The sequence below is a fragment of the Pseudomonas sp. LBUM1673 genome (assembly GCF_059695645.1).
On sequence record NZ_CP166780.1, the window covers coordinates 5,080,459 to 5,102,576 of the forward strand.

General features: G+C 58.7%; 24 protein-coding genes and 3 pseudogenes. 11 read left to right on the forward strand and 16 right to left on the reverse strand.

The features are described 5' to 3' along the window. Positions 1–11: 11 nt before the first annotated feature. Positions 12–449, reverse strand: a complete 438-nt coding sequence (locus ACA044_RS23360) for a multidrug/biocide efflux PACE transporter (protein WP_497443476.1) — start codon at positions 447–449, stop codon at positions 12–14. An 89-nt stretch (positions 450–538) separates the two neighbouring features. Here ACA044_RS23360 and ACA044_RS23365 point away from each other — a divergent pair, with 89 nt between their 5' ends. Beyond that, the gene (locus tag ACA044_RS23365; protein WP_497443477.1) at positions 539–1,393 is read left to right on the forward strand and encodes a LysR family transcriptional regulator; all 855 of its coding nucleotides are present in this window, start codon (positions 539–541) and stop codon (positions 1,391–1,393) included. 123 nt (positions 1,394–1,516) lie between these two features. On the opposite strand, the gene ACA044_RS23370 is transcribed toward ACA044_RS23365, so the two are convergent. From ACA044_RS23370 to ACA044_RS23380, 3 genes are all read right to left on the reverse strand, one after another. Next, positions 1,517–2,752 (reverse strand): RNA polymerase sigma factor, encoded by a 1,236-nt coding sequence (locus tag ACA044_RS23370; protein ID WP_497443478.1) that lies wholly within the window; start codon positions 2,750–2,752, stop codon positions 1,517–1,519. A 76-nt stretch (positions 2,753–2,828) separates the two neighbouring features. Next, complete coding sequence (locus tag ACA044_RS23375; RefSeq protein WP_497443479.1) at positions 2,829–3,173, reverse strand: YciI family protein; 345 nt, start codon at positions 3,171–3,173, stop codon at positions 2,829–2,831. Between the two features lie 115 nt (positions 3,174–3,288). Beyond that, complete coding sequence (locus ACA044_RS23380) at positions 3,289–3,714, reverse strand: YybH family protein (protein WP_497443480.1); 426 nt, start codon at positions 3,712–3,714, stop codon at positions 3,289–3,291. A 142-nt stretch (positions 3,715–3,856) separates the two neighbouring features. Here ACA044_RS23380 and ACA044_RS23385 point away from each other — a divergent pair, with 142 nt between their 5' ends. The 3 genes from ACA044_RS23385 to ACA044_RS23395 are packed head-to-tail and all read left to right on the forward strand — an operon-like array spanning position 3,857 to position 5,609. Next, positions 3,857–4,342 carry a GNAT family N-acetyltransferase gene (locus ACA044_RS23385; RefSeq protein ID WP_497443481.1) on the forward strand — a complete coding sequence of 162 codons (486 nt, stop codon included), beginning with the start codon at positions 3,857–3,859 and terminating at the stop codon, positions 4,340–4,342. 18 nt (positions 4,343–4,360) lie between these two features. Continuing rightward, the gene (locus ACA044_RS23390) at positions 4,361–4,966 is read left to right on the forward strand and encodes a pyridoxamine 5'-phosphate oxidase family protein (protein ID WP_497443482.1); all 606 of its coding nucleotides are present in this window, start codon (positions 4,361–4,363) and stop codon (positions 4,964–4,966) included. A gap of 19 nt (positions 4,967–4,985) precedes the next feature. Continuing rightward, positions 4,986–5,609, forward strand: a complete 624-nt coding sequence (locus ACA044_RS23395; RefSeq protein ID WP_497443483.1) for a nucleotidyltransferase family protein — start codon at positions 4,986–4,988, stop codon at positions 5,607–5,609. Here the strand turns inward: ACA044_RS23395 and ACA044_RS23400 are convergent. The 3 genes from ACA044_RS23400 to ACA044_RS23410 all read right to left on the reverse strand — a co-directional run bounded on the left by ACA044_RS23400 (position 5,548) and on the right by ACA044_RS23410 (position 7,355). Then, positions 5,548–6,036 (reverse strand): GNAT family N-acetyltransferase, encoded by a 489-nt coding sequence (locus tag ACA044_RS23400; RefSeq protein WP_497443484.1) that lies wholly within the window; start codon positions 6,034–6,036, stop codon positions 5,548–5,550. The two genes, ACA044_RS23395 and ACA044_RS23400, sit on opposite strands and share 62 nt — an antisense overlap. A gap of 101 nt (positions 6,037–6,137) precedes the next feature. Further along, the gene (locus ACA044_RS23405) at positions 6,138–6,623 is read right to left on the reverse strand and encodes a GyrI-like domain-containing protein (RefSeq protein WP_497443485.1); all 486 of its coding nucleotides are present in this window, start codon (positions 6,621–6,623) and stop codon (positions 6,138–6,140) included. Positions 6,624–6,692: 69 nt separating this feature from the next. Next, positions 6,693–7,355 (reverse strand): LysE family translocator, encoded by a 663-nt coding sequence (locus ACA044_RS23410; protein ID WP_497443486.1) that lies wholly within the window; start codon positions 7,353–7,355, stop codon positions 6,693–6,695. 138 nt (positions 7,356–7,493) lie between these two features. Between ACA044_RS23410 and alaC the strand changes: the two genes are divergently transcribed. Continuing rightward, complete coding sequence (gene alaC, locus ACA044_RS23415) at positions 7,494–8,711, forward strand: alanine transaminase (protein ID WP_497443487.1); 1,218 nt, start codon at positions 7,494–7,496, stop codon at positions 8,709–8,711. A 117-nt stretch (positions 8,712–8,828) separates the two neighbouring features. Here the strand turns inward: alaC and ACA044_RS23420 are convergent, their stop codons facing one another. Next, positions 8,829–10,181, reverse strand: a complete 1,353-nt coding sequence (locus tag ACA044_RS23420) for a GntP family permease (RefSeq protein ID WP_497443488.1) — start codon at positions 10,179–10,181, stop codon at positions 8,829–8,831. An 81-nt stretch (positions 10,182–10,262) separates the two neighbouring features. Further along, positions 10,263–10,796 (reverse strand): gluconokinase, encoded by a 534-nt coding sequence (locus tag ACA044_RS23425; protein WP_497443489.1) that lies wholly within the window; start codon positions 10,794–10,796, stop codon positions 10,263–10,265. Positions 10,797–11,011: 215 nt separating this feature from the next. Here ACA044_RS23425 and gntR point away from each other — a divergent pair, with 215 nt between their 5' ends. From gntR to ACA044_RS23445, 4 genes and pseudogenes are all read left to right on the forward strand, one after another. Further along, complete coding sequence (gene gntR, locus ACA044_RS23430) at positions 11,012–12,043, forward strand: HTH-type transcriptional regulator GntR (RefSeq protein ID WP_497443490.1); 1,032 nt, start codon at positions 11,012–11,014, stop codon at positions 12,041–12,043. 67 nt (positions 12,044–12,110) lie between these two features. Then, on the forward strand, positions 12,111–12,743 hold the full coding sequence (locus tag ACA044_RS23435; RefSeq protein ID WP_497443491.1) for a glutathione S-transferase family protein: 633 nt from the start codon (positions 12,111–12,113) through the stop codon (positions 12,741–12,743). A 43-nt stretch (positions 12,744–12,786) separates the two neighbouring features. Continuing rightward, positions 12,787–13,530 carry an NAD-dependent epimerase/dehydratase family protein gene (locus tag ACA044_RS23440; RefSeq protein WP_497443492.1) on the forward strand — a complete coding sequence of 248 codons (744 nt, stop codon included), beginning with the start codon at positions 12,787–12,789 and terminating at the stop codon, positions 13,528–13,530. A 6-nt stretch (positions 13,531–13,536) separates the two neighbouring features. Beyond that, positions 13,537–13,707: pseudogene (locus ACA044_RS23445) on the forward strand (glutathione transferase GstA); the annotation flags it as partial. Positions 13,708–13,853: 146 nt separating this feature from the next. Here ACA044_RS23445 and ACA044_RS23450 read toward each other — a convergent pair. Further along, a pseudogene (locus ACA044_RS23450) lies at positions 13,854–14,303 on the reverse strand (substrate-binding domain-containing protein); the annotation flags it as partial. Between the two features lie 151 nt (positions 14,304–14,454). Beyond that, positions 14,455–14,685 (reverse strand): annotated as a pseudogene (locus tag ACA044_RS23455) (fatty acid desaturase); the annotation flags it as partial. 329 nt (positions 14,686–15,014) lie between these two features. Between ACA044_RS23455 and ACA044_RS23460 the strand changes: the two are divergent. Further along, positions 15,015–15,437, forward strand: a complete 423-nt coding sequence (locus ACA044_RS23460) for a GNAT family N-acetyltransferase (protein WP_497443493.1) — start codon at positions 15,015–15,017, stop codon at positions 15,435–15,437. Positions 15,438–15,546: 109 nt separating this feature from the next. On the opposite strand, the gene def is transcribed toward ACA044_RS23460, so the two are convergent. From def to ACA044_RS23475, 3 genes are all read right to left on the reverse strand, one after another. Next, positions 15,547–16,086 (reverse strand): peptide deformylase, encoded by a 540-nt coding sequence (def, locus tag ACA044_RS23465; RefSeq protein ID WP_497443494.1) that lies wholly within the window; start codon positions 16,084–16,086, stop codon positions 15,547–15,549. After that, positions 16,083–17,039, reverse strand: coding sequence for a YihY/virulence factor BrkB family protein (locus ACA044_RS23470; RefSeq protein ID WP_497443495.1), 957 nt, complete (start codon positions 17,037–17,039; stop codon positions 16,083–16,085). Before ACA044_RS23470 ends, def begins: the two co-directional genes overlap by 4 nt. A 170-nt stretch (positions 17,040–17,209) precedes the next feature. Next, positions 17,210–17,401: a CsbD family protein gene (locus ACA044_RS23475; RefSeq protein WP_497443496.1), complete on the reverse strand. Its 192-nt coding sequence runs from the start codon at positions 17,399–17,401 to the stop codon at positions 17,210–17,212. Between the two features lie 192 nt (positions 17,402–17,593). On the opposite strand from ACA044_RS23475, the gene ACA044_RS23480 reads away from it, so the two are divergent. Next, positions 17,594–17,971, forward strand: coding sequence for a hypothetical protein (locus tag ACA044_RS23480; RefSeq protein ID WP_018926454.1), 378 nt, complete (start codon positions 17,594–17,596; stop codon positions 17,969–17,971). A 215-nt stretch (positions 17,972–18,186) separates the two neighbouring features. Here ACA044_RS23480 and fadD1 read toward each other — a convergent pair whose 3' ends face one another. After that, positions 18,187–19,887, reverse strand: coding sequence for a long-chain-fatty-acid--CoA ligase FadD1 (gene fadD1, locus ACA044_RS23485; protein WP_497443497.1), 1,701 nt, complete (start codon positions 19,885–19,887; stop codon positions 18,187–18,189). A gap of 384 nt (positions 19,888–20,271) precedes the next feature. Then, a complete protein-coding gene (gene fadD2, locus ACA044_RS23490; protein ID WP_497443498.1) occupies positions 20,272–21,960 on the reverse strand; it encodes a long-chain-fatty-acid--CoA ligase FadD2 in 1,689 nt (562 codons plus the stop codon). Between the last annotated feature and the right edge of the window lie 158 nt (positions 21,961–22,118).

A 22,118-nucleotide genomic window follows, 5' to 3' on the forward strand; every position in this document is an offset into this window, starting at 1 on the left:
AAGGCGGGTTTTTACGCTTCGCAAGCCCCGCGTACCAAAAGCCGCTCACGCACCACGTCATAGCTCCAGTGGTACACGTAGGTGTATGGCAGGAAAAACAGCAGCACGCCAACGTCCAGCAGAAACGCCTGCCACAGGCTGACCTTCAGCCACCAGACAATCAGCGGTACGCCAAACGCGACCAGACCGCCTTCGAACAACAGCGCATGCACCACGCGGACCCAAGCGTTACGCACAATGGCAAAGCGCTTGAGCAACCGGTCGAACAGGCCGTTGAAGACCACGTTCCAGGCCAGGGCAAGGGCTGCAATGGCCATGGTTGCCGCCCCCATTTCCAGCATGGGTTTGTCCATGACCCAGGCCAGCAGTGGGGTACAGATCAAAACGGCCAGCAGTTCGAAACCGATGGCCTGGAAAATTCGTTCAGTAATGGATTTGTTAGCGTTCATAGCCAGGCTCCCTGAGTGACTGTGATTGCCATGATCTGTTATCACGCCGATACTTCATAACCAATAACCATCGATCAAGGCGATAGTTCATGGCCTCCCACGAAGTGTTGCTGGCGTTTGTCCAGGCGGCGACTCAAGGCTCGTTTTCCGCTGCGGCGCGCAAGCTCGGTCGCAGTCAGTCGACCATCAGCGCCGCAGTGGCCAGCCTGGAAATCGACCTGAACCTTGCCCTCTTCGACCGCAGCAGTCGCAAACCGAGCCTGACTCCGGCCGGGCACGCCATGTTGCAGCGGGCCGAGGACATCCTGGCCGCCACCAGCCGCCTGGAAATGACCGCCAGCCAACTGTCCCAAGGGGTCGAGCCGAAGCTGACCGTAGCGATTTCCGACACTTATCAGTCCGACCGTTTCGAAGTGGCGCTCAGTGCTTTCGAGCAGCGTTATCCGGACCTGGAATTGGAATGCCTGATCGCCGAATGCGATGACCTGGTGGCACTGGTACAACGCGGCCGAGCACATATCGCCTTCGCCGAAATGCAAGACCGTTACCCGCCAGACCTGGTCAGTTCGACGGTGGACGAGCGCACGGAAATAGCCCTGTTCGTGTCCCATGCACACCCGCTGGCGAAGCTGAGCGGAATCGATCAGGACGTGCTGCAGCAACACCGCGAATTGCGTCTGGCGACGATCGTCAATCCGTATGAAAGCCTGGCGAAGGGGCGTGTCTGGTCGGCGCCGAGCTACCTGATGCTGCTGGAAATGGCCCAGGGCGGCTTCGGCTGGGCGCCGTTGCCCCGGTGGCTGGTGGGGCGGTTCGGGGCCGGCTCGTTGGTGGAACTGAAGGTGCGCGGCTGGCCGAAACCGGTGTTCGTCGATGCGCTGTGGTCGCGTTTGCATCCGCCGGGGCCGGCGGGGAGTTGGTTATTGAGCAAGATGTTGGAGTGAAGGTCCTGCGGACCTTATCGCGGGCAAGCCGCGCTCCCACAGGGTCGAGTCGAATCGCAAAAGTGTGATCAACTCAATCCTGTGGGAGCGAGGCTTGCCCGCGAAGGGGCCCGCAAGATCACATCATCCCAACTCTCGCAATCGCCCCTCGATAAACCGCCGCTCCGGCATCTGTTGCGTCAATTCCAGCGCTCGCTCATACGCCGCCCGAGCCTCTTTCACCCTCCCCAACTGCCGATAAAACTCTGCCCGCGCCGAGTGCGCCAAGTGGTAATCCAGCAATTCACCTCGCGCCAGAATCCCTTCGATCAACGTCAGCCCGGCCAGCGGGCCATCGCGCTTGGCCAGCGCCGCCGCACGGTTCAGTTCGATCACCGGCGACGGCACGGCCCGCAGCAGCACCTCATACAGCCCGACGATCTGCGGCCAGTCCGTCTCCGCCGCCGTGAGTGCTTCGGCATGCACCGCGGCAATCGCTGCTTGCAGGCAATAAGGTCCGAAGCGCCGCGTCGTCAGCGCCCGCTCCACCAGTGCGCAACCTTCGGCCATCAGTTCGGCGTCCCACAACGAGCGATCCTGTTCATCCAGCACAATCAGCTCGCCGTCAGGCGAGGTTCTGGCGGGGCGCCGGGACTCATGCAACAGCATCAGCGCCAGCAGCCCCATCACCTCCGGCTCGGGCAACAGCTCCATCAACAACCGACCGAGACGAATCGCTTCACGCGTCAGGTCTTCGCGGGTCAGTTCGCTGCCGATAGACGCCGAGTACCCTTCGTTGAACACCAGGTAAATCACCCGCAGTACACTGTCGAGACGCTCGGGCAGTTCCGTCAGGGTGGGCACTTGGTAAGGGATTTTCGCGTCACGGATCTTGGCCTTGGCCCGCACGATGCGCTGGGCGATAGCGGCCGGTGCCGAGAGAAAGGCCCGGGCGATTTCTTCGGTGGTCAGGTCGCAGACTTCACGCAGGGTCAACGGCACTTGAGCGTCCGCCGCGAGTGCCGGGTGACAACAGGTGAAGATCAAGCGCAGGCGATCGTCTTCCACATCTTCGTCGCTCCAGTCGGCTTGCTCCAGCGCCTCCAGTTGAGCGATCAACATCGGCCGGGACGCGTTAAAGCGCGCGCGCCGGCGTAACACATCGATGGCCTTGAAGCGCCCGGTGGACACCAGCCAGGTGCGCGGATTATCCGGCACACCGTCACGCTGCCAGCGCTCGACCGCGACGAAAAAAGCCTCGTGCAGCGCCTCTTCGGCGAGGTCGAAATCGCCGAGCAAACGGATCAGGGTCGCCAGGATCCGCCGCGACTCGTTGCGGTAGACCTGCTCGACCTGTGCCCGTACCGATTCGCCAGGCATCAGTCCGGCATGCCTTCAACTGGCTTTCGTTGCATAGGTTGCGGACTCATGAAAGAACTCCTGTTGTGATTATTATTCAGGGATTCAACTGGCGAACGGGTCGCACCTCGACACAGCCGACCCGGGCCGCCGGAATGTTACCGGCGACCTGGAGGGCTTCATTGAGGTCCTTGGCATCGATCAGGTAGAAGCCGGCCAACTGCTCCTTGGTCTCAGCGAACGGGCCGTCGGTGATCGACATCTTGCCGTTGCGCATGCGCACGGTGGTCGCGGTTTGTACCGACTCCAGCGCCTCGGCGGCGATCATCCGGCCGCTGCCCTGGATCGACTCGGCATAGGCCATGCATTCGGTGTCTTTCGGGCTATCGGGCAGCGAGTGCAATTCCAGCTCATCGCTGTAGACCAGGCATAAATACTTCATGGGACTCTCCATTTCAGGGGGTTCTCCATCTCTTGGAGTTTTGCCCTGATCGAACGGATCAACTATGGCTGCAGATTGGCGCTTTGGCGCTGCTTTCCGATAAACAGCCCGACGATCAGGGTTCCAGGTTGAACAGCGCCGTGCCGCTCGTCATGTCGAACGGTGTCGACCAGTGTTCGTGGACGATCTGCCATAGCCCCGCTTCCTGCCGGTAGCACGCGGTGACCCGCATCCAGCAGGCCTGGGTTTCACCCTTTTCATTGGTGCCGCCGCAATGCGCCAGCCAGTGAGCGAAAGCGATCTCCTGCGACGGCACGATGTTGATCTCGTGGAACTCGAAGATGTGTGGACCGGGGCACATCTCCATGCATGCCTGCCAATGCGCGCGGTAGGCTGCTTTGCCCTTGAATTGCAGGGCTTTGACGGCATCGAAGGAAACGATGTCATCGGCATACAGCGCCATGACCTTTTCCACGTCCTTGGCAATGACCGCCTGGCGGTAGGTATCGATCAGGTTATGGATTTGTGTCTGAGCATTCATGATGGTTCTCCGTGTTTTTTTTTGTTGAAGACACCCTTAGTCGTTTGGTGAAAAGCCAAATCGACAGCCGAAATAAAAATAATCCATAGACGCAAACTCGCTAGAATCCGAGGCTCATTTCCGTTGGAAAAAGGACACTCCAGTGACAGCCCGACTCGTGCCTTACGAAAGCCTGAACGCCCTGCAGCGCCAACAGGTCGAGGCTATCGAAATCCACGCCGAACAAATCAAGTTCTCCGGCGACATTCATGGTGCATTGCACACCTTGCTGTCCAAACCCGGCCCTGGCGTCAAAGGCTTTGCGCTGTTGGTGGAGGATGCTCCGGTGGCTTTCCTGCTGCTCAAGCGCCCGCCAGTGCTGCCGGCCTGGGCCAACGAACACAGTGCCACCCTGCACGCCCTGCAAGTCGATCGCCGCGCCCAGGGCAAAGGTTATGGTAAAGCCTGCCTGCAAGCCCTGCCCGAGGTTGCGCGTCAGGCCTGGCCGGAAATCAAAGGGCTGGAGTTGTCGGTGGATGCGGACAATGAGTCGGCCATCGCGCTGTATGCCAAATTTGGCTTTGTCGACAGCGGCGAAGCGTATAAAGGCCGGATCGGTTATGAACGGCGGATGGGGCTGGTTTTCTGATTCGTAGAGGGATGAACGATGGTGAATTCAATCGAAGCGCTGGAAGCGATCTACGGCCTGCCCCATGAGCGTGCGGTGCGCAAGCAGATCCCCTTTCTGAACGAGGACTATCAGGCGATGGTCCGCGCCTCGCCGCTAGTGATTATCAGCTCGGTCGGCCCCGACGGCATGGACGGCTCACCGCGGGGCGATGCGCCGGGTTTCGTGCGGATCGTCGATGAACGCACGCTGGCGATCCCGGATCGCCCGGGCAACAACCGCATCGATACGCTGCGCAATGTCGTGCTCGACTCGCGGGTATCGCTGCTGTTCATCATTCCGGGAATCGGCGAGACGCTGCGGGTCAACGGCACGGCGCAAATCAGCGCCGAGCCCGAGTGGCTGGAGAGCTTTGCAGTCAACGGCAAACCGGCGCGCACGGTGATGCTGGTGACAGTGGAGGCGGCGTATTTCCACTGTTCGAAAGCGATTGTGCGTTCGGATTTGTGGAACCCGCACAAATACCTCGAACGCTCTGCCCTGCCGACGGCGGGCGCATTTCACAAACGGCTGAACGATGGACAGTTCGATGCCGAGACGTATGACCGGGAAGCACCGGCGAGAGTGCGGGATAGCCTTTACTGATTGTTTTTTGGAGGGCGGCATGGACAACATCTCAAGGGTCCAGGCAATCATTTCGGGCGACCCCGACCGCTGGCGCCTGCTTCAACTTGTTCACTCCCTGAATTTACCGGATTGCTGGATTGGTGCCGGGTTTGTCAGGAATGCCGTTTGGGATCACTTGCATAACCGGGTTCCGTCCCCGGTCTCGACCGATATTGATGTCATCTGGTTTGACGCCGATCGCTGCACACCCACGGATGACCGACAGCTGGAGGAAGCGTTGCGGAACCTGGATCGAACTGTCAAATGGTCGGTAAAAAACCAAGCCAGGATGCATGTTAAAAACGGTGACCAGCCCTACACATCCTCGACAGATGCGATGAGATATTGGCCGGAAACAGCAACAGCGGTCGCTGTCAGACTTGTGCAGAGCGATGTTTGTCAGGTTGCCGCGCCGTTGGGACTAGATGATCTTTTTCGATTGGTCATCAGGCCTACTGCAAGATTTGTTTCAGATAAGCACATGATTTTTCAAAAGCGCTTCAGATCGCATTACGGCTTAACTGACCGGCATTACCTTCATAACCACTCATTTTTTTCTGCTACAGCGCCAACACCATCTCATGCCACGCCATCCCGCCATGGTCGGACGCTGAAGGCTTGATGTAGGCAAAACCAAACCCGGCATAGAGCCGAATGTGCTGTTCCTTGCACATCAGGTGGATGCTGGCCTTGTTCAGTGCGCGCATCCGCTCGATGAATGCCCCCATCAAGCGTTTCGCCAGGCCCTGCCCTTGGTAGTCCGGATGCACCACCACCGACATGATCACCACGTGCGGGCCAGCCGGGTCGTGGCCGATCAGTTCCTTGAACGCCTCGTCCGACATTTCCACCTCAAACGCCGCACCGGAATTGATGAAACCGGCTACAACGCCATCCACTTCAGCCACGATGAAGCCCTCGGGCCAGGTGGCGATGCGGGTGGCGATTTTCTCGCGGGTGGCGGCTTCGTCGCCTTCGTAGGCAAGGGTTTCGATGGCGTAGCAGCGGTCCAGGTCAGTGGGGGTGACGTGGCGGATGACGGTGTTCATGGCAGCTCGGAATCAGCGAGGGAAAGGCAGAGGATCATAAATTAATAAGGTGTTCATATCGATCAGAGAGGCGGACCGCCGATCCGCCACTCGACCCGCCATTACGCTTTGAGCGGCAGCCAGATTTCCAGCACACCAGTGTTGAGCTTCGGATTGAAATCGTCGCTGTAGCGTTCGAACTCCGGGGCATCCGCCGCCTCATGACCGGACTGCGGCAGCCAGGTTTCCCAGATGTACTGAAAGGTTTGAGGCAGCGTATCCAGAGACCCGTTGTGCTCGAACACCGCGTAATACTGGGGCAGAATCTCGACCCAGCGGTATTTTTCGGGCAGGTCGTCGAGCTTGCTGATCTCGACGCCAGCAATGTATTCAAAACCACCCTTGCCGTCGGGGTTGCAGCAAACGCCGTAGGTCACTTCGCCCTTTTGCCCGGGAACATTCCCGATGTGGGGGACGAATTTATCCCAGAGCTCGGGAATCTTACCGGCGGTCTCTTGGGTAAATCGTCCACCAAGCCCCGCAATAAGCATGAAGTGCCCGTTTTCGAAGCGTGGTTCAGCCTTTTCGACGCGTGTTTGCTCATCCATGACTCAACTCCTGGGAACGAAAAAAGTGGGTTCGGCTGGGAGTATAGAAGCCAAACCCGATTCGCCCAATTACAGTGCGTGCAACTGTTCGACGGTGCCTGGCGCAATGAATTCGTTATAACCCGATAGGATCACGTAGACCGCGAAATAGCAGAAAATCGCCGCCGATGCCATGTAGGAATAACGCAGCAGTTTGTCACCGAGCAACTTGCCGCCGTGGCTCGCAGCGAAGCACAGACCGATACACCAGAGCAGCCCGGCACAAAGAAATCCGCCGAGAAACAGCGCCGAGCTGAGCACGCCACCGCCGCCGGAACGGGCAATCAGCGTACCGCCCACCGCGGCGAACCAGAGAATGGCGCTGGGTGATGACATGGCGAGAAAGATCCCGCGGAAAAACTCGCGGCGGTGCGAGTTGTGCCCCACCTCCGGGGTTTGCGCCAACAGCGCTTCATGGTGGATCGCCGAATAAATCATCTTCGCCGCGAAATACAGCAGCAATGCCGACCCGCCGATCCACAACACCCAGCGCACCGTTTCGTATTGCAGCAACACGGTCATGCCGGCCAAGGCCAGCACGGCGTAGATCAGGTCGCCGACACACGTCCCCAAACCCAGCGCAAAGCCTTGAAAATAGCCACGCTGCATCGCCAGCGTGATCATCGCGATGTTGGCCACGCCGATGTCCAGGCACAGCGAAAGGCTCAGCAGGAAGCCACTGGTAAATTCCATCGACCATTTCCTTGGGAAATATTTATTGACGCGCAGGCTAGACAGTTTGCCACGACTGCCCTTACATTCCGCCACAGGCCACCGCAGTGGCCAGCGTCGCTCGGACGGTTCCGGGCGCTTACGTTATCCGAGGCAACAATGGCCGAACAAGGTTCGCCGCGCCGCTTTGCGCGCATAGATCGACTCCCCCCTTACGTTTTCAACATCACCGCCGAGCTGAAGATGGCCGCCCGTCGTCGTGGTGAAGACATCATCGACTTGAGCATGGGCAACCCCGACGGCGCCACCCCGCCGCACATTGTCGAAAAACTCGTCACTGTCGCCCAGCGCGAAGACACCCACGGCTACTCCACGTCCAAAGGGATTCCGCGCCTGCGCCGGGCGATCTCCAATTGGTACAAGGATCGCTACGCAGTCGACATCGACCCGGAAACCGAAGCCATCGTCACCATCGGTTCCAAGGAAGGTCTGGCGCATTTGATGCTGGCCACCCTCGACCAGGGTGACACCGTACTGGTGCCGAACCCGAGCTACCCGATTCACATCTACGGTGCCGTGATTGCCGGCGCCCAGGTGCGATCGGTGCCGCTGATCCCTGGTGTGGATTTCTTCGCCGAGCTGGAACGGGCGATTCGCGGCTCGATCCCGAAACCGAAAATGATGATCCTCGGCTTCCCGTCCAACCCCACCGCCCAGTGCGTGGAGCTGGACTTCTTCGAGCGGGTGATCGCCCTCGCCAAGCAGTACGACGTTTTGGTGGTGCACGACCTGGCCTACGCCGACATCGTCTATGACGGCTGGGAAGCCCCGTCGATCATGCAGGTGCCCGGCGCCAAGGACATCGCGGTGGAATTTTTCACCCTGTCCAAGAGCTACAACATGGCGGGCTGGCGCATCGGTTTCATGGTTGGCAATCCGGAGCTGGTCAACGCCCTGGCGCGGATCAAGAGCTACCACGATTACGGCACTTTCACTCCACTGCAAGTGGCGGCCATTGCGGCGCTGGAAGGCGATCAGCAATGCGTCAAAGACATTGCCGAGCAGTATCGGCAGCGGCGCAACGTGCTGGTCAAAGGCCTGCATGAATTGGGCTGGATGGTCGAAAACCCGAAAGCATCGATGTACGTCTGGGCCAAGATTCCCGAAGCTTACGCGCACCTGGGCTCGCTGGAATTTGCCAAGAAACTGCTGGCCGAGGCCAAGGTTTGCGTCTCGCCGGGTGTGGGATTCGGTGAGTATGGGGATGATCATGTGCGCTTCGCGCTGATCGAAAACCAGGACCGGATTCGTCAGGCCGTGCGCGGGATTCGCGGGATGTTCCGGGCGGATGGGCTGGTTCAGAAAACCAACAGCTAACACAAAACACTGTGGGAGCGAGCCTGCTCGCGATGAGGGCTTAACATTCAACGAAGAGGTTGAATGTAAGTCCGCCACCGCGAGCAGGCTCGCTCCCACATTTGTATTGCGGTGTGCTTAAACGAACAACGACAACAGCAGGATGAAGCCCAGGCCCACCACGGACAGGATGGTTTCCATCGCGGTCCAGGTCTTGAAGGTTTCCGCCACGGTCATGTTGAAGTACTGCTTCACCAGCCAGAAACCGGCGTCGTTGACGTGGGACAGGATCAGCGAACCGGCACCGGTGGCCAACACCAGCAGCTCACGGTTCACACCCGGAATCATCCCCACCACCGGCACCACGATGCCCGCGCCGGTAATGGTCGCCACGGTCGCTGAACCGGTCGCGATACGAATCACCGCCGCCACCAGCCAGGCCAGCAGGATCGGCGAGATCTGTGCAGCCACCGCCATGTGACCGATCACATCACCTACACCGCTGGTTACCAGCATCTGCTTGAAGCCACCACCCGCACCGATGATCAGGATGATTGCGGCGGTTGGCGCAAGGCTGGCATCCAGCCATTTGAGCATCTGGTTGGAGCCAATGCCCTGCTTGTAACCGAAGGTGTACAGCGACAGCAGCAACGCCAGCAGCAGTGCCGAGATCGGATGACCGATCAGGTCCATGAAAGTGCGGAAGAAGTTGCCGTCCGGCAGCACCACATCGGCAAAGGTCTTGAGCAGCATCAGGAACACCGGCGACAGCACGGTGATCAAGGTGATGGCGAAGCTCGGGAGATCGGCAGAATCGTTATCACGAGCCAGTTGATCGACCAGTTCCTGGTTAGGATGACCTGGAATGTACTTGGCGATGAACGTGCCGTAGATCGGGCCGGCGATGATGGCCGTCGGCAGCGCAACGATCAGGCCGTAGAGAATGGTTTTACCGATGTCGGCACCGAACACGCCGATGGCCAGCAACGGACCCGGGTGCGGCGGAACCAGACCATGCACGGCGGACAGACCGGCCAGCAGCGGGATACCGATCTTGATGATCGACACGCCAGTGCGACGGGCCACGATGAACACCAGCGGAATCAACAGCACGAAGCCGATTTCGAAGAACAGCGGGATGCCGACCAGGAACGCGGCGAACATCATTGCCCACTGCACCTTGTCCTTACCGAACGCGCGAATCAGGGTCTGGGCGATCTGATCCGCCCCGCCCGACTCGGCCATCATTTTGCCGAGCATCGTGCCCAGCGCCAGGATGATCCCGACGAAACCGAGTACCCCACCAAAGCCGTCCTGGAACGCCTTGATGATGGTGCCGATCGGCATGCCGGAGGTCAGCCCGAGGAAGGCTGCGGCGATGATCAGGGCGATGAAGGGGTGAAACTTGAACTTGGTGATCAGGACGATAAGCCCGATCACCGTGACCACTGCGTCTAGCAGCAGGAACGTCTCGTGGGACATGCCAAACATTAGGGGTGTCTCCTGTTTGTTGTTGTTATTAAAGCGGTTATTCAAAAGCCGTCAGGACAGCGCTATCTTTTGGAGCCAAACTCAACTGGCGAGTTTCAAGCCATGTTCGAGCCACCAGGCATGAGCCTGCTTCGCCAACTCATCGACGCTGTGGCTGGAAGCATCCAGAGCCAGGGTCAGGGGCTCACCAACGGGCGATTCAAGTGTGGCGAACTGGCTGTCGATCAAGGTCGACGGCATGAAGTGGCCCGGCCGATGAGACACACGATCGGCGGCGACTTCAGGGGTCAGCTCAAGGAAAACGAAACCCAGGCCCGGCAAGGCACTGCGCAAGCGTTCGCGGTAACTGTGTTTGAGGGCCGAGCAAGTCAGAACCGGGTGCTCGCCCTTGGCATCGACGCGGCGCAGTTCATCGCACAGGCTGTCGAGCCAGCCGGCACGGTCTTCATCGTTCAGGGGGATACCCGCGCTCATCTTTTCGATATTGGCGGCCGGGTGGAAAGTGTCGCCTTCAATGGCGGTCGCGCCGCTGAGCTGGCACAGGGCTTGGCTGACGCATGTCTTGCCGCAACCGGCAACGCCCATGATGACCAGGGCGGTGATGGGATGATTCATGTAACACCTCAGCGCGCAGACAGCGCTACCTTTGCTACGTAAAACACTCGTGCAAAAGCAGAAATTGCCGACGCCTTCTTGTCATTTTTGTGGGTTGCAGCATGTTCGTTCTCGATGCCAAAAAGCGAGGATCAGGCAAACCTCGTTCACGCATTTGCAGCTGCATCGAGACAGCGCTACCTTAGTGCCTTGAATTTTGTTTGGCAAGCCGTCCGATGAATACCCCTAAAAACGATAAAAATACTCGCACCACTGGCCGCCCTACCCTCAACGAAGTCGCGCGCCTGGCCGGTGTCAGCCCGATTACCGCCTCCCGCGCCCTGCGTGGCGTCAGCACGGTGGCCACCGAACTGGTGGAAAAAGTCCAGAAGGCCGCCCTCGATCTGAACTACGTAGTCAACCCCGCCGCACGCGCCCTGGCCTCGGCCCAGAGCCATTCCGTCGTGGTTTTGGTGCCGTCATTGTCCAACCTGCTGTTCATCGACACGCTGGAAGCCATTCATCAGGTTTTGCGACCAAAGGGCTTCGAAGTGCTGATCGGCAACTTCCATTACTCGCGTGATGAAGAAGAAAACCTGCTGCGCAATTACATGGCCTATCAGCCTCGCGGCTTGTTGCTGACCGGTTTCGACCGCACCGAAAGTTCGCGGCGAATGATCGAAGCCAGCAACATCCCCTGCGTGTACATGATGGAGCTGGACAGCGCGGCCGGGCTCAATTGCGTCGGTTTTTCGCAAGTCGCCGCTGGTGAAACGGCGGCCGAGCATTTGCTTTCCCGCGGTCGCAAACGCCTGGCCTACATCGGCGCGCAACTGGACCAGCGCACGCTGCTGCGTGGCGAAGGTTTCCGTCGCGCGCTGCAAAAGGCCGGTTTGTATGATCCGGCCCTGGAAGTGCTGACACCGAGAGCCTCGTCGGTGGGTCTGGGCGGCGAATTGTTCCTGCAACTGCTCGCAACCCATCCGGACGTCGATGCGATCTTCTTCGGCAACGACGACCTGGCCCAGGGCGCGTTGCTCGAAGCGTTGCGCAATGGAATCAAGATCCCCGAGCGCGTGGCGATCCTCGGCTTCAACGACTTGCCGGCGTCTGAGCACATGGTGCCGCGCCTGAGCAGCATCAGCACCCCACGAGAAGCCATTGGCCGTCGCTCCGCGGAGCTGATGCTGACCTTGCTGGCCGGCAACTCGGTGGCCAAACCGGTGCAGGACATGGGGTTTGAGTTGAAGGTGCGGGAAAGTACCTGAAGCGCGATCGCTCCCATGCTCCGCGTGCTAGATTCCTGACACCTGGAACGGAAAACGGAGAACCTAAATGGAACATGCGCTGAAGATTTTGGGTAAAGCCTCCTCGATCAACGTCAGAAAGGTGCTGTGGACCTGCGAAGAACTGAGTGTTTCCTACGAGCGAGAAGACTGGGGCAGCGGTTTCGCGTCGACCCATACTCCGGAGTTTCTTCGGCTCAATCCCAATGCACTGGTGCCGGTGATCATCGATGAGGCCGGCGTGCTGTGGGAATCCAATACCATTTGCCGGTATCTGGCCGGTAAACACCAAAACACGGATCTGCTACCGCACGAGCCGGCGGCGCGCGCTCGGGTGGAGCAGTGGATGGATTGGCAAGCCACCGAACTCAATGCGTCCTGGAGCTACGCGTTCACCGCGTTGGTGCGCAAAGATCCAGAGTTCCAGGATGCGCATCGCATTGCCGCCGGTGTACGCGGCTGGAACCAGAAGATGGGCATTCTCGAGCACCAGCTCGCGACCACCAAAGCTTATGTCGCCGGGCCACGGTTCACGCTGGCCGACATCGTCCTCGGGCTGTCAGTCAATCGCTGGCTGATGACACCGATGGAGCGACCCGACTACCCGGCCATCGACGAGTACTTCCAACGGCTGGCACAGCGTCCAGGTTTTCTGAAACACGGCTGCAATGGCTTGCCATAACGCCAGACCCGCCCCCTCTGCCGCTCCATAAAAAGAGAAACCCATGAACGGACTCAACGTACTGCTGACCGGCGCCTGCGGCCGAATCGGCAAAACCTTTTTCGAAGCTTCACAGGACCGCTACACCTTCGTGCTGACGGATCGCATCGAGCCCGACTTCAATGTCGATGCGCCCCATCGCTTTGTACGCCTGGACCTGTCCGACCTCACCGCCACACGTGAAGTGCTCAAAGGCATCGACGTCATCGTGCATCTGGCTGGCATCCCTCACGCCACCGCCTCTTTCGATGAGTTACTGCCCAACAATATTCTGGCCACCACTTACCTGTTCGAAGCCGCAGTGGCCGCGGGTTGTAAACGGTTGGTGTTCGCCAGCAGCGCACAGACCATCGAGGGCTATCCGGTGGACCGGCAGATAACACCAGGCATGCAGGTGATGCCGGCCAATCTGTATGGCGTCAGCAAGTGTTATGGCGAAGCGTTGTGTGCGTTCTACGCTGCCAAACACAACCTCTCGAGCATCGCCATACGCATCGGTGCTTTCGAGTTTGCGGACCGTCACGAATTGACCAACGCTCGCGACCTGAGCGCATGGCTCAGCCCTCGTGATGCAGTGCAGTTGCTGCAACTTTCGGTGGAAGTCGAAGGTGTGCAACACCTGATCGCCCACGGTATTTCCAATAACCGTTTCAAGCGCCTGGACCTCAGTGAAACGACCCGGGTGTTGGGTTATCTGCCGGTGGATGATGCATTTCAGGAGTTCGACATTCCCATTGGGTTTCCTTGACCGGGCTTTTCCATGGCCGGCGGACTCAGCATCGCCGATGCGTATCTATTTACGGTGTTGCGCTGGACTCAGGTGTTTGGCATCGATCTGGATCGGTGGCCGGCGTTGATGCAGTTTCAGGCGCGGGTTGATTTGCGGCCCGCCGTGAAAGCGGCGTTGGCTGCGGAATTGGTGTAAGGCGTTAGATCGCTTCGCGGGCAAGCCTCGCTCCTACAGGTTCGCGTCTCGTAGGAGCGAGGCTTGCCCGCGAACAATCCTTCAGTCAACGTAATCGTCCATAGTCCAACGCCTCAGACTCTTGCTGATAGTCGAGTACGACTTGATAGTCGCTTTCGGTGGCCGGCAGCACTGGCAAAAAACTCTCCGTCACGGTGCAGCGGTGCCAGTCGGTGGCGTAACAGGTTCATGCCACTGTTGGAGTCTTCAGCATTGATCACGCCACGACTGCCCCGGAAGGCCGACAAGGTCCATCGAGGCTCATCCGCGCGCGTCAGCAACAGGCTGCAATGGTTACCGCCGTTGCTGTCCGGGAGTTCATAACGGGGACGACCGATAACCCGGACGCGACCGCGCAAGACCGTCATCAACGGATAGCCGCAGGTCTGGGTCAGCAGCAGGTGCGGGGGCAGCCAAAGGTCCATCAGCGACAGCCCTTCGGTATCAAGGCGAGTGCTGCCGAGCCGTTCGACGATCTGCGCCAGCCAACGCTCGTTGGCCTGGCGGATCGGCTCGGGGGCAACGTACATCAGTAATTCCGCGAGGTGTTGTGTCATCGACACCTTCCCATGCAACAAAAATCCAGTGTGGGAGCGGCGGTGCGGCGATCCGACTTGCTCGCGAAGGCGATGTGTCATGCAACATCAATATTGACTGACATGGCCCCTTCGCGAGCAAGCCCGCTCCCACAGAGGAACTCATTCGCAATCAGTGAAACGGATGCTGCGGGCTGTCGATCGCCCGTACGCCGTGCTGACGCACCAACTGAGCATAACCCTGCACCAAAAACCCGCCACTGCGTGTCAGCCATTGCTCGCGACGCGCGCGATAGACCTGCGGCAGGTCGTACCAGGGCAGGCCCGGCAAGTCGTGATGCACCAGGTGCAAGTTGAGGTTCAGGAACAGCCAGCGCCATAATGGGGGATGGCTTTGCTCAGAACGGGGATCAATCCTCCTCTGTGCAATGGCGTCAGGATTTCTTGCAGACTATTTGGTTATTTCGTTAGACGTGAGGAACAGGAGCCCGAGGACCCCGGGCTCCGTTGACGCGGGATCAGTGACCGAACACACCCACCTTCTTGGCCTTCTTGTCCGCTCGTTTTTCATCGGCGGTTTTCGCCGGTTTTTTCTTTGCTGCTTTTTTTGAATCCATGCCTTTGGCCATGATACGTACTCCACTCATACGGGATGTGAGATCAGGTATACACCTATCCCTGCGCCGGCGTTCTTTTATAATCACCCGCTTTGCGTACCGACAGTCCGAACCCATGCCCAGCACCCAGTACACCTTGCTCGACGAGCCGTTATGGCCGTTGATGAACAAGTTTTACCGCGCCCACCAATCGTCGATGAAAGCGGTGCGCGATGCACAACTGTGGGTCGCAAAACGCGAAGAGATCATTGCGGCGTTATGTTTGCGGCCAGTGGCCGGTGGGCATTGGCTGACCGGGCTGTTCGTCAACCCGAGCTGTCGCGAGCAAGGAATCGCCGCGGCGTTGATCGCCCACGCCGTCCAGCACCTCGAAGAGCCAGTCTGGTTGTTCTGCCATCCGGATTTGCGTGGCTTTTATGAGCGTCGCGGTTTTACTTTCAACCCGCCCCTGCCCTACGCTATGGCTGAGCGGTTGAGCCGTTATGCGCGTAGCAAACCGATGATTGCCATGGGTCTGGAACGCACTAAAGATCTATGAAGATGTGGGAGCAGGCTTGCTCGCGAAGGGGTCGTCACATCCGGCATATCTGTCGGCTGACACTGTGCTTTCGCGAGTAAGCCCGCTCCCACATGGGTTATGTGGTGGTTCAATCGTCTGCGTTGGGATCAAGATCCGGGAACATCACCTCGGTAAACCCGAACTTGCTGAAATCACTGATACGCGACGGGTATAACCGGCCAATCAGGTGATCGCATTCATGCTGCACCACGCGTGCATGAAATCCCGACGCAATGCGCATGATCGGCTCGCCCTTGGGATCGAAACCTTCATAGCGAATCTGCTGATAACGATCCACCGCCCCGCGCAGGCCCGGCACCGACAGGCAGCCTTCGAAACCCTCTTCGAGGGTCGGGCTCAAGGGCGTGATGAGAGGATTGATCAGAATCGTCTGCGGCACCGCTTCGGCGTCCGGATAGCGTTCGCTGTGCTCGAAACCAAAGATCACCAGTTGCAGGTCGACACCGATCTGCGGCGCAGCCAGGCCGACCCCGCCGACGCTTTCCATGGTCTGGAACATGTCGTCGATCAATTGCCACAGCTCGGGGCTGTTGAACATTTCTGTCGGCACCGCAGGGGCAATGCGCAGCAGGCGCTCATCGCCCATTTTCAGAATTTCACGGATCATTTTATGGCTTCGTCAGTGGTCGGCTTGATCGAGTGGTCCCGTCCCAATCCCGAAACGTGGTGTTTGTGTTCGTGGTCGTGCTCGCCGGGCACCTTCTCGCCAGGATCCTTGCCTTCGGTCGACATGTGCTCGATCACCGCGTTCATCTCCGCGCCGAGCAACAGCACCGCGGCGGAAATATAGAAGTACAGCAGCAACACGATGATCGCGCCGATACTGCCATACATGGCGTTGTAGTTGGCGAAGGCTTTAACGTAAAGACCGAAGCCCAGCGAAGCGATGATCCAGACCACCACGGACAACACCGCACCCGGGGTGATGAAGCGAAACTCTTGTTTGACGTCGGGCATGACGTAGTAAATCAGCGCCACCGCCATCATCAACAGAATCACGATCACCGGCCAGCGCACAATGGTCCATAAGGTTACGATGAAATCTTCGAGGCCGACTTGTGCGGCGATCCAGCCCATCACCTGCGGCCCGAGCACCATCAGCGCGGCAGCGATCAGCAACATGCCGGCGATGCCAATGGTGTAGAAAATCGACAATGGAAAGCGTTTCCAGACCGGACGACGTTCGACCACGTCATACGCGGCGTTCATCGCACTCATCATCAGCCGCACACCGGCGGACGCGGTCCACAAGGCGATCACGATACCCACCGAGAGCAAACCACCCTTGGATTGCTGGAGCTGGTCGATCACCGGGTTTACCTGCTCCAGCGCCTGGGGCGGCAGCACCAGTTCCGATTGCAGGCGCAACCAGGAGAAAAAGTCCGGCAAGTGGAGAAAACCGATCAGGGCGATCAGGAACAGGATGAAAGGAAACAGCGAGAACAGCATTTGATAGGCCAGCGCCGAGGCATAGGTCGACATCTCGTCGTCGACGAACTCGGTGACCGTGCGCATCATCACGCGATGCAGGGGCAGACCTTTCATGGTCGGAAAAAACATTAGCGTCTCCTTTCGCCGCAAAAAGGTTGAAGTCAAGGCGACTCAGGGGCCGTTTTCTACAACAAAGTAGCCTACTTGGCGACTTTGAAACAATTTCGTTGCTCAAGTTCAAGCTGACACAAAAACGGCCATCCGCGGATGGCCGTTTCTGTTACTCATCAAAAGCCGGATTATGCCTTGTCGATGCCTTTTTTCAGAGCATCCTTGGCTTTGCCAACCGCTTGCTGGGCTTCGCCTTTCTTTTCCTGCACGACGCCTTCGGTGCGCAGTCTGTCATTGCCGGTGGCCTTGCCGACACCTTGCTTGACGTTGCCGGCCGCTTCGTTTGCCATGCCTTTAACTTTATCGCCAGTGCTGCTCATGGTATTTCTCCTGTGAACATTTTCAACGGGGAAAGTCGTTACACAACGATGGACCGGGAGCCTTTGTGCGGAGTTTCATTTATTTATTAACCGGACATTTCACAGGTTAGGCTTTATGTTTGCAGGCTTTGCCCCGAGAATGCGCAACGTATTCAGGCCATGGCGCTGAAGATCCAATCCCGTAGGAACGTTATGAAACTCGATAAAAAGCAGGCCATTGCCCGCAGAAACCAGGAACTCGGCGGTGCTGTGCTTGGTGTCAACAACTGCCATTTCACCGAATTGAACCGCAACCGCAACATTTTCTGGTTCGATATCCCGGTCGCGCGCCTGGCCATTGGTCAGTACGAATGGATTCACTTGCTGATGCACACCCCGGATACCGACGAACTGCTGCACCTGAAAGTGCCGACGGTGTTCCTGCGCGAGAAGCTCGAAGGCCTCGTAGTGCGCAACCAGGGCAAGCGCAAGGCAGCCCTGAGCCTGGAACTGAGCGCCGACAAGGACTCGTACCTGCAAGACATGCGCCCGGCCGGTACCAACGTCAATTTCGCGCAGTTCCGGCAATAACCACCCGTCTGCATTGAGGACTACTGTGGCGAGGGAGCTTGCTCCCGCTGGGGTGCGCAGCGCCCCCAAATCAGGCACCTCGATTCACCTGATCAGGCCGGTTGCAGCTTTTACGACTGCTGCGCAGCCGAACGGGAGCAAGCTCCCTCGCCACAAAAAGCGCTCTTGATACCGCTTTAAACAAAAATCCCCGCATCTGCGGGGCTTTTGTTTGACTAGGCGCCTACTTTCTTCGCACCCAGCTTCTTCAGCTCTTCGTCGCGCAATTCGCGGCGCAGGATCTTGCCGACGTTGGTGGTCGGCAGCGCGTCGCGGAACTCCACGGCTTTAGGCACTTTGTAGCCGGTGACGTTGGCGCGCATGTGCTCCATCACCTGTTCCTTGGTCAGGGTTACGCCCGGTTTGGCGACGATGAAGATCTTGATCGCCTCCCCCGACTTCTCGTCCGGCACACCAATGGCTGCGCATTGCAGCACACCCGGCAGGGTCGCCAGCACGTCTTCCAGCTCATTGGGATACACGTTGAAACCGGAAACCAGAATCATGTCTTTCTTGCGATCGACAATGCGCATGTAACCGTCAGGCTGGATCAGCGCGATGTCACCGGTCTTCAACCAGCCTTCGCTGTCGAGTATTTCGTCAGTGGCGTCCTGGCGCTGCCAGTAGCCCTTCATGACTTGCGGACCTTTCACACACAGCTCACCGATGGCGCCCAACGGCTGTTCAACACCGGCATCGTCGATGACTTTGCACAGGGTCGATGGCACCGGAATACCGATGGTGCCGATCTGGATGTTCTGGCTCGGGTTCACCGTGGCCACCGGGCTGGTTTCGGTCATGCCATAACCTTCGCAGATCGGGCAACCGGTGACCGCTTTCCAGCGCTCGGCCGCGGCCAGTTGCAAGGCCATGCCGCCGGACAGGGTGATTTTCAGGCTCGAGAAATCCAGCTTGCGGAACGCTTCGTTGTTGCACAGCGCAACGAACAGCGTGTTCAGGCCGACGAAACCGCTGAACTTCCACTTCGACAGTTCCTTGACCATCGCCGTCAGGTCGCGCGGGTTGCTAATCAGGATGTTGTGGTTGCCGATCAACATCATCGCCATGCAATGAAAGGTGAAGGCATAGATGTGGTACAGCGGCAGCGGGGTGATCAGGATCTCGCAACCTTCATTGAGGTTGGAGCCCATCAGCGCCTTGCACTGCAGCATGTTGGCCACCAGGTTGCGGTGGGTCAGCATCGCGCCCTTGGCCACGCCGGTGGTGCCGCCGGTGTATTGCAGCACGGCAACGTCGCTGCTGGCCGGGTTGGCTTCAGCCACTGGCTGGCCATGGCCCTTGCTCAGCACATCATTGAATTTGATGGCCTTGGGCAAGTGATACGCCGGGACCATCTTCTTCACGTATTTGATGACGCTATTGACCAGCAGACGCTTGAGCGGCGGCAAGAGGTCGGCCACTTCAGTGACGATCACATGCTTGACGCCGGTCTTCGGCACGACGGTCTGGGCCAGGTGCGCCATGTTGGCCAGGCAAACCAGGGCTTTGGCACCGGAGTCGTTGAATTGGTGTTCCATTTCCCGCGCGGTGTACAGCGGGTTGGTGTTGACCACGATCAGCCCGGCGCGGATGGCACCGAAGACGGCGACCGGGTACTGCAACACGTTGGGCAGCTGCACGGCAATTCGATCGCCCGGCTGCAAGTCGGTATGCTGTTGCAGGTAAGCGGCAAAGGCACCGGACAATTCGTACAGTTCACCGTAGGTGATTGTCTTGCCCAGGTTGCTGAATGCCGGTTTGTCGGCAAAGCGTTGGCAGGACTGCTTCAACACCGCCTGAATATTCGGATACTCGTCTGGATTGATCTCGGCAGCAATCCCGGCAGGGTACTTATCCTTCCAAAAGTCTTCGATCATGGAAGCCCACTCCTCAGCAACGCGAATTCAAATACCGCATTTGATGCGATTATTATTGGTGTGTGTTTTTGGTGAGTCTGGCTTTTAACATTAGGCCGAGAAGTCACAAAGCGCGCCGAGAGTAGCAGCTTTGCCAAGGGCCGACTAGAGCCTAAATCAGCCCCTACAGTCACATTAATGACTCAAGATAAACAAGCAGTCATTTTAGAGCAAAAATTCTATACAGCCCTGGAAGTCGCTGAAACCGGGGCTTCATTCCCTAAAAACATCGCGGGCAAGCCCGCTCCCACAGGCTCAGTGTTGTTCACCAAAGTAGGTGAACGACGCGAAACTTGTGGGAGCGTGGCTTGCCCGCGATCCGCGCCAAGCGCGGCCATTCAACGATCAGGCGATATCACGCAACTCCCGCCGCAGAATCTTGCCCACCGGCGTCATCGGCAACGACTCACGCAGCACGATGTGCTTGGGTACTTTGTACGCCGTGAAGTTTTCCTTGCAATAGGCCTTCAGCTCCTCGAGGCTGACCCCCGATTCACGGGCCACCACAAACAATTTCACCGCCTCCCCCGAACGCTCGTCCGGCACGCCGATCACTGCGCAGTTGGCGACTTTCGGGTGGGCCATCACCACGTCTTCAATCTCGTTCGGGTACACGTTGAAACCCGAGACGATGATCATGTCTTTTTTGCGATCGACGATGCGCACAAAACCATCCGGGTCGATCACCGCGATGTCACCCGACTTGAACCAGCCGTCGGCATCCAGCACTTCGGCGGTGGCTTCGGGTTTCTGCCAGTAGCCCTTCATGATCTGCGGGCCCTTGATACACAGTTCGCCGCGCTCGCCCAGCGGTTGTTCGACGCCTTCATCGTTGATGATCTTCAGCGTGGTGCCCGGCACTGGCAGGCCGACCGTGCCAATACGCGACTTGTCGCCGTAGGGGTTGGTGCAAGCCACCGGCGAGGTTTCAGTCAGGCCATAACCTTCGGTGATCCGGCAACCCGTTAGCTGTTCCCAGCGCTCGGCCGTGGCCTTGACCAGCGCGGTGCCGCCAGAGTTGGTGAGTTTGAGGCTGGAGAAATCCAGGGTCTTGAAGTCCGGATGGTCCATCAGCGCGACGAACAGCGTATTGAGTCCCAGAAGCCCCGAGAACCGCCAGTTCTTCAGTTCCTTGATGAAGGCGCCAATGTCCCGTGGATTGGTGATCAGCACGTTGTGGTTGCCGGTCACCATCATGCACATGCAGTTCGCCGTGAATGCATAGATGTGGTACAGCGGCAGCGGCGCGATCATCACTTCCTGCCCTTCGCGCAGCAGCGGCTGACCATCGGCACCGAGTTGCCCCAGACACGCCCGCGCCTGCTGCATGTTCGCCACCAGATTGCCGTGGGTCAGCATCGCGCCCTTGGCCAGACCGGTGGTGCCGCCGGTGTATTGCAGCACGGCGAGATCGTCGAGGCCGACGTTCAGCGGTTTGATGCCCAGGCCCCGGCCCAGACGTAGCGCGCTCTTGAAGGAAATAGCCTGCGGCAACGAATAGGCCGGGACCATTTTCTTGACCTTGTCGACCACGGTATTGATCAGCCAGCCCTTGGCGGTGGGCATCAGGTCGCCCATTTTCGCTTCGATCAGGTACTGGATGTCGGTGTCGGGCAGCACTTCCTGGACCTTGTGCCCGAACACGTTCAGGTAGACCAGCGCCCGGGCACCGGAGTCCTTGAACTGGTGACGCATCTCCCGCGCGGTGTACAGCGGGTTGGTGTTGACCACGATCAGCCCGGCACGCAAGGCGCCGAACACGGCAATCGGGTAATGCAGGACATTGGGCATCTGCACCGCGATGCGGTCCCCTGGTGCCAGGTCGGTGTGGGCTTGCAAGTAACCGGCGAACGCCGCGCTGTAGCGTTCCAGTTCGGCGTAGGTCAGGGTCACGCCCATGCTGCTGAACGCCGGGCGATCGGCAAATTTCTTGCAGGAACGCTCGAACACCTCGATCACCGACTTATAGACCCCAAGGTCGATATCCAGGGGCACGCCGGCCGGGCGTTTGTCATTCCAGAAATCAGGTTGCATTGTTTTTGTCCTCTTTACCTGAACCTATCCAGGGCCGCTTTCTGTCACTGCTGAAAAGCGGGGCTTCCCGGACACTAGCAGCTATGGTGAATCAGGCAAATATGCGCACGGCCGTCATTGATCGCGTGAATCTTGCTGCCCCGCCGTGGCCTGATCAG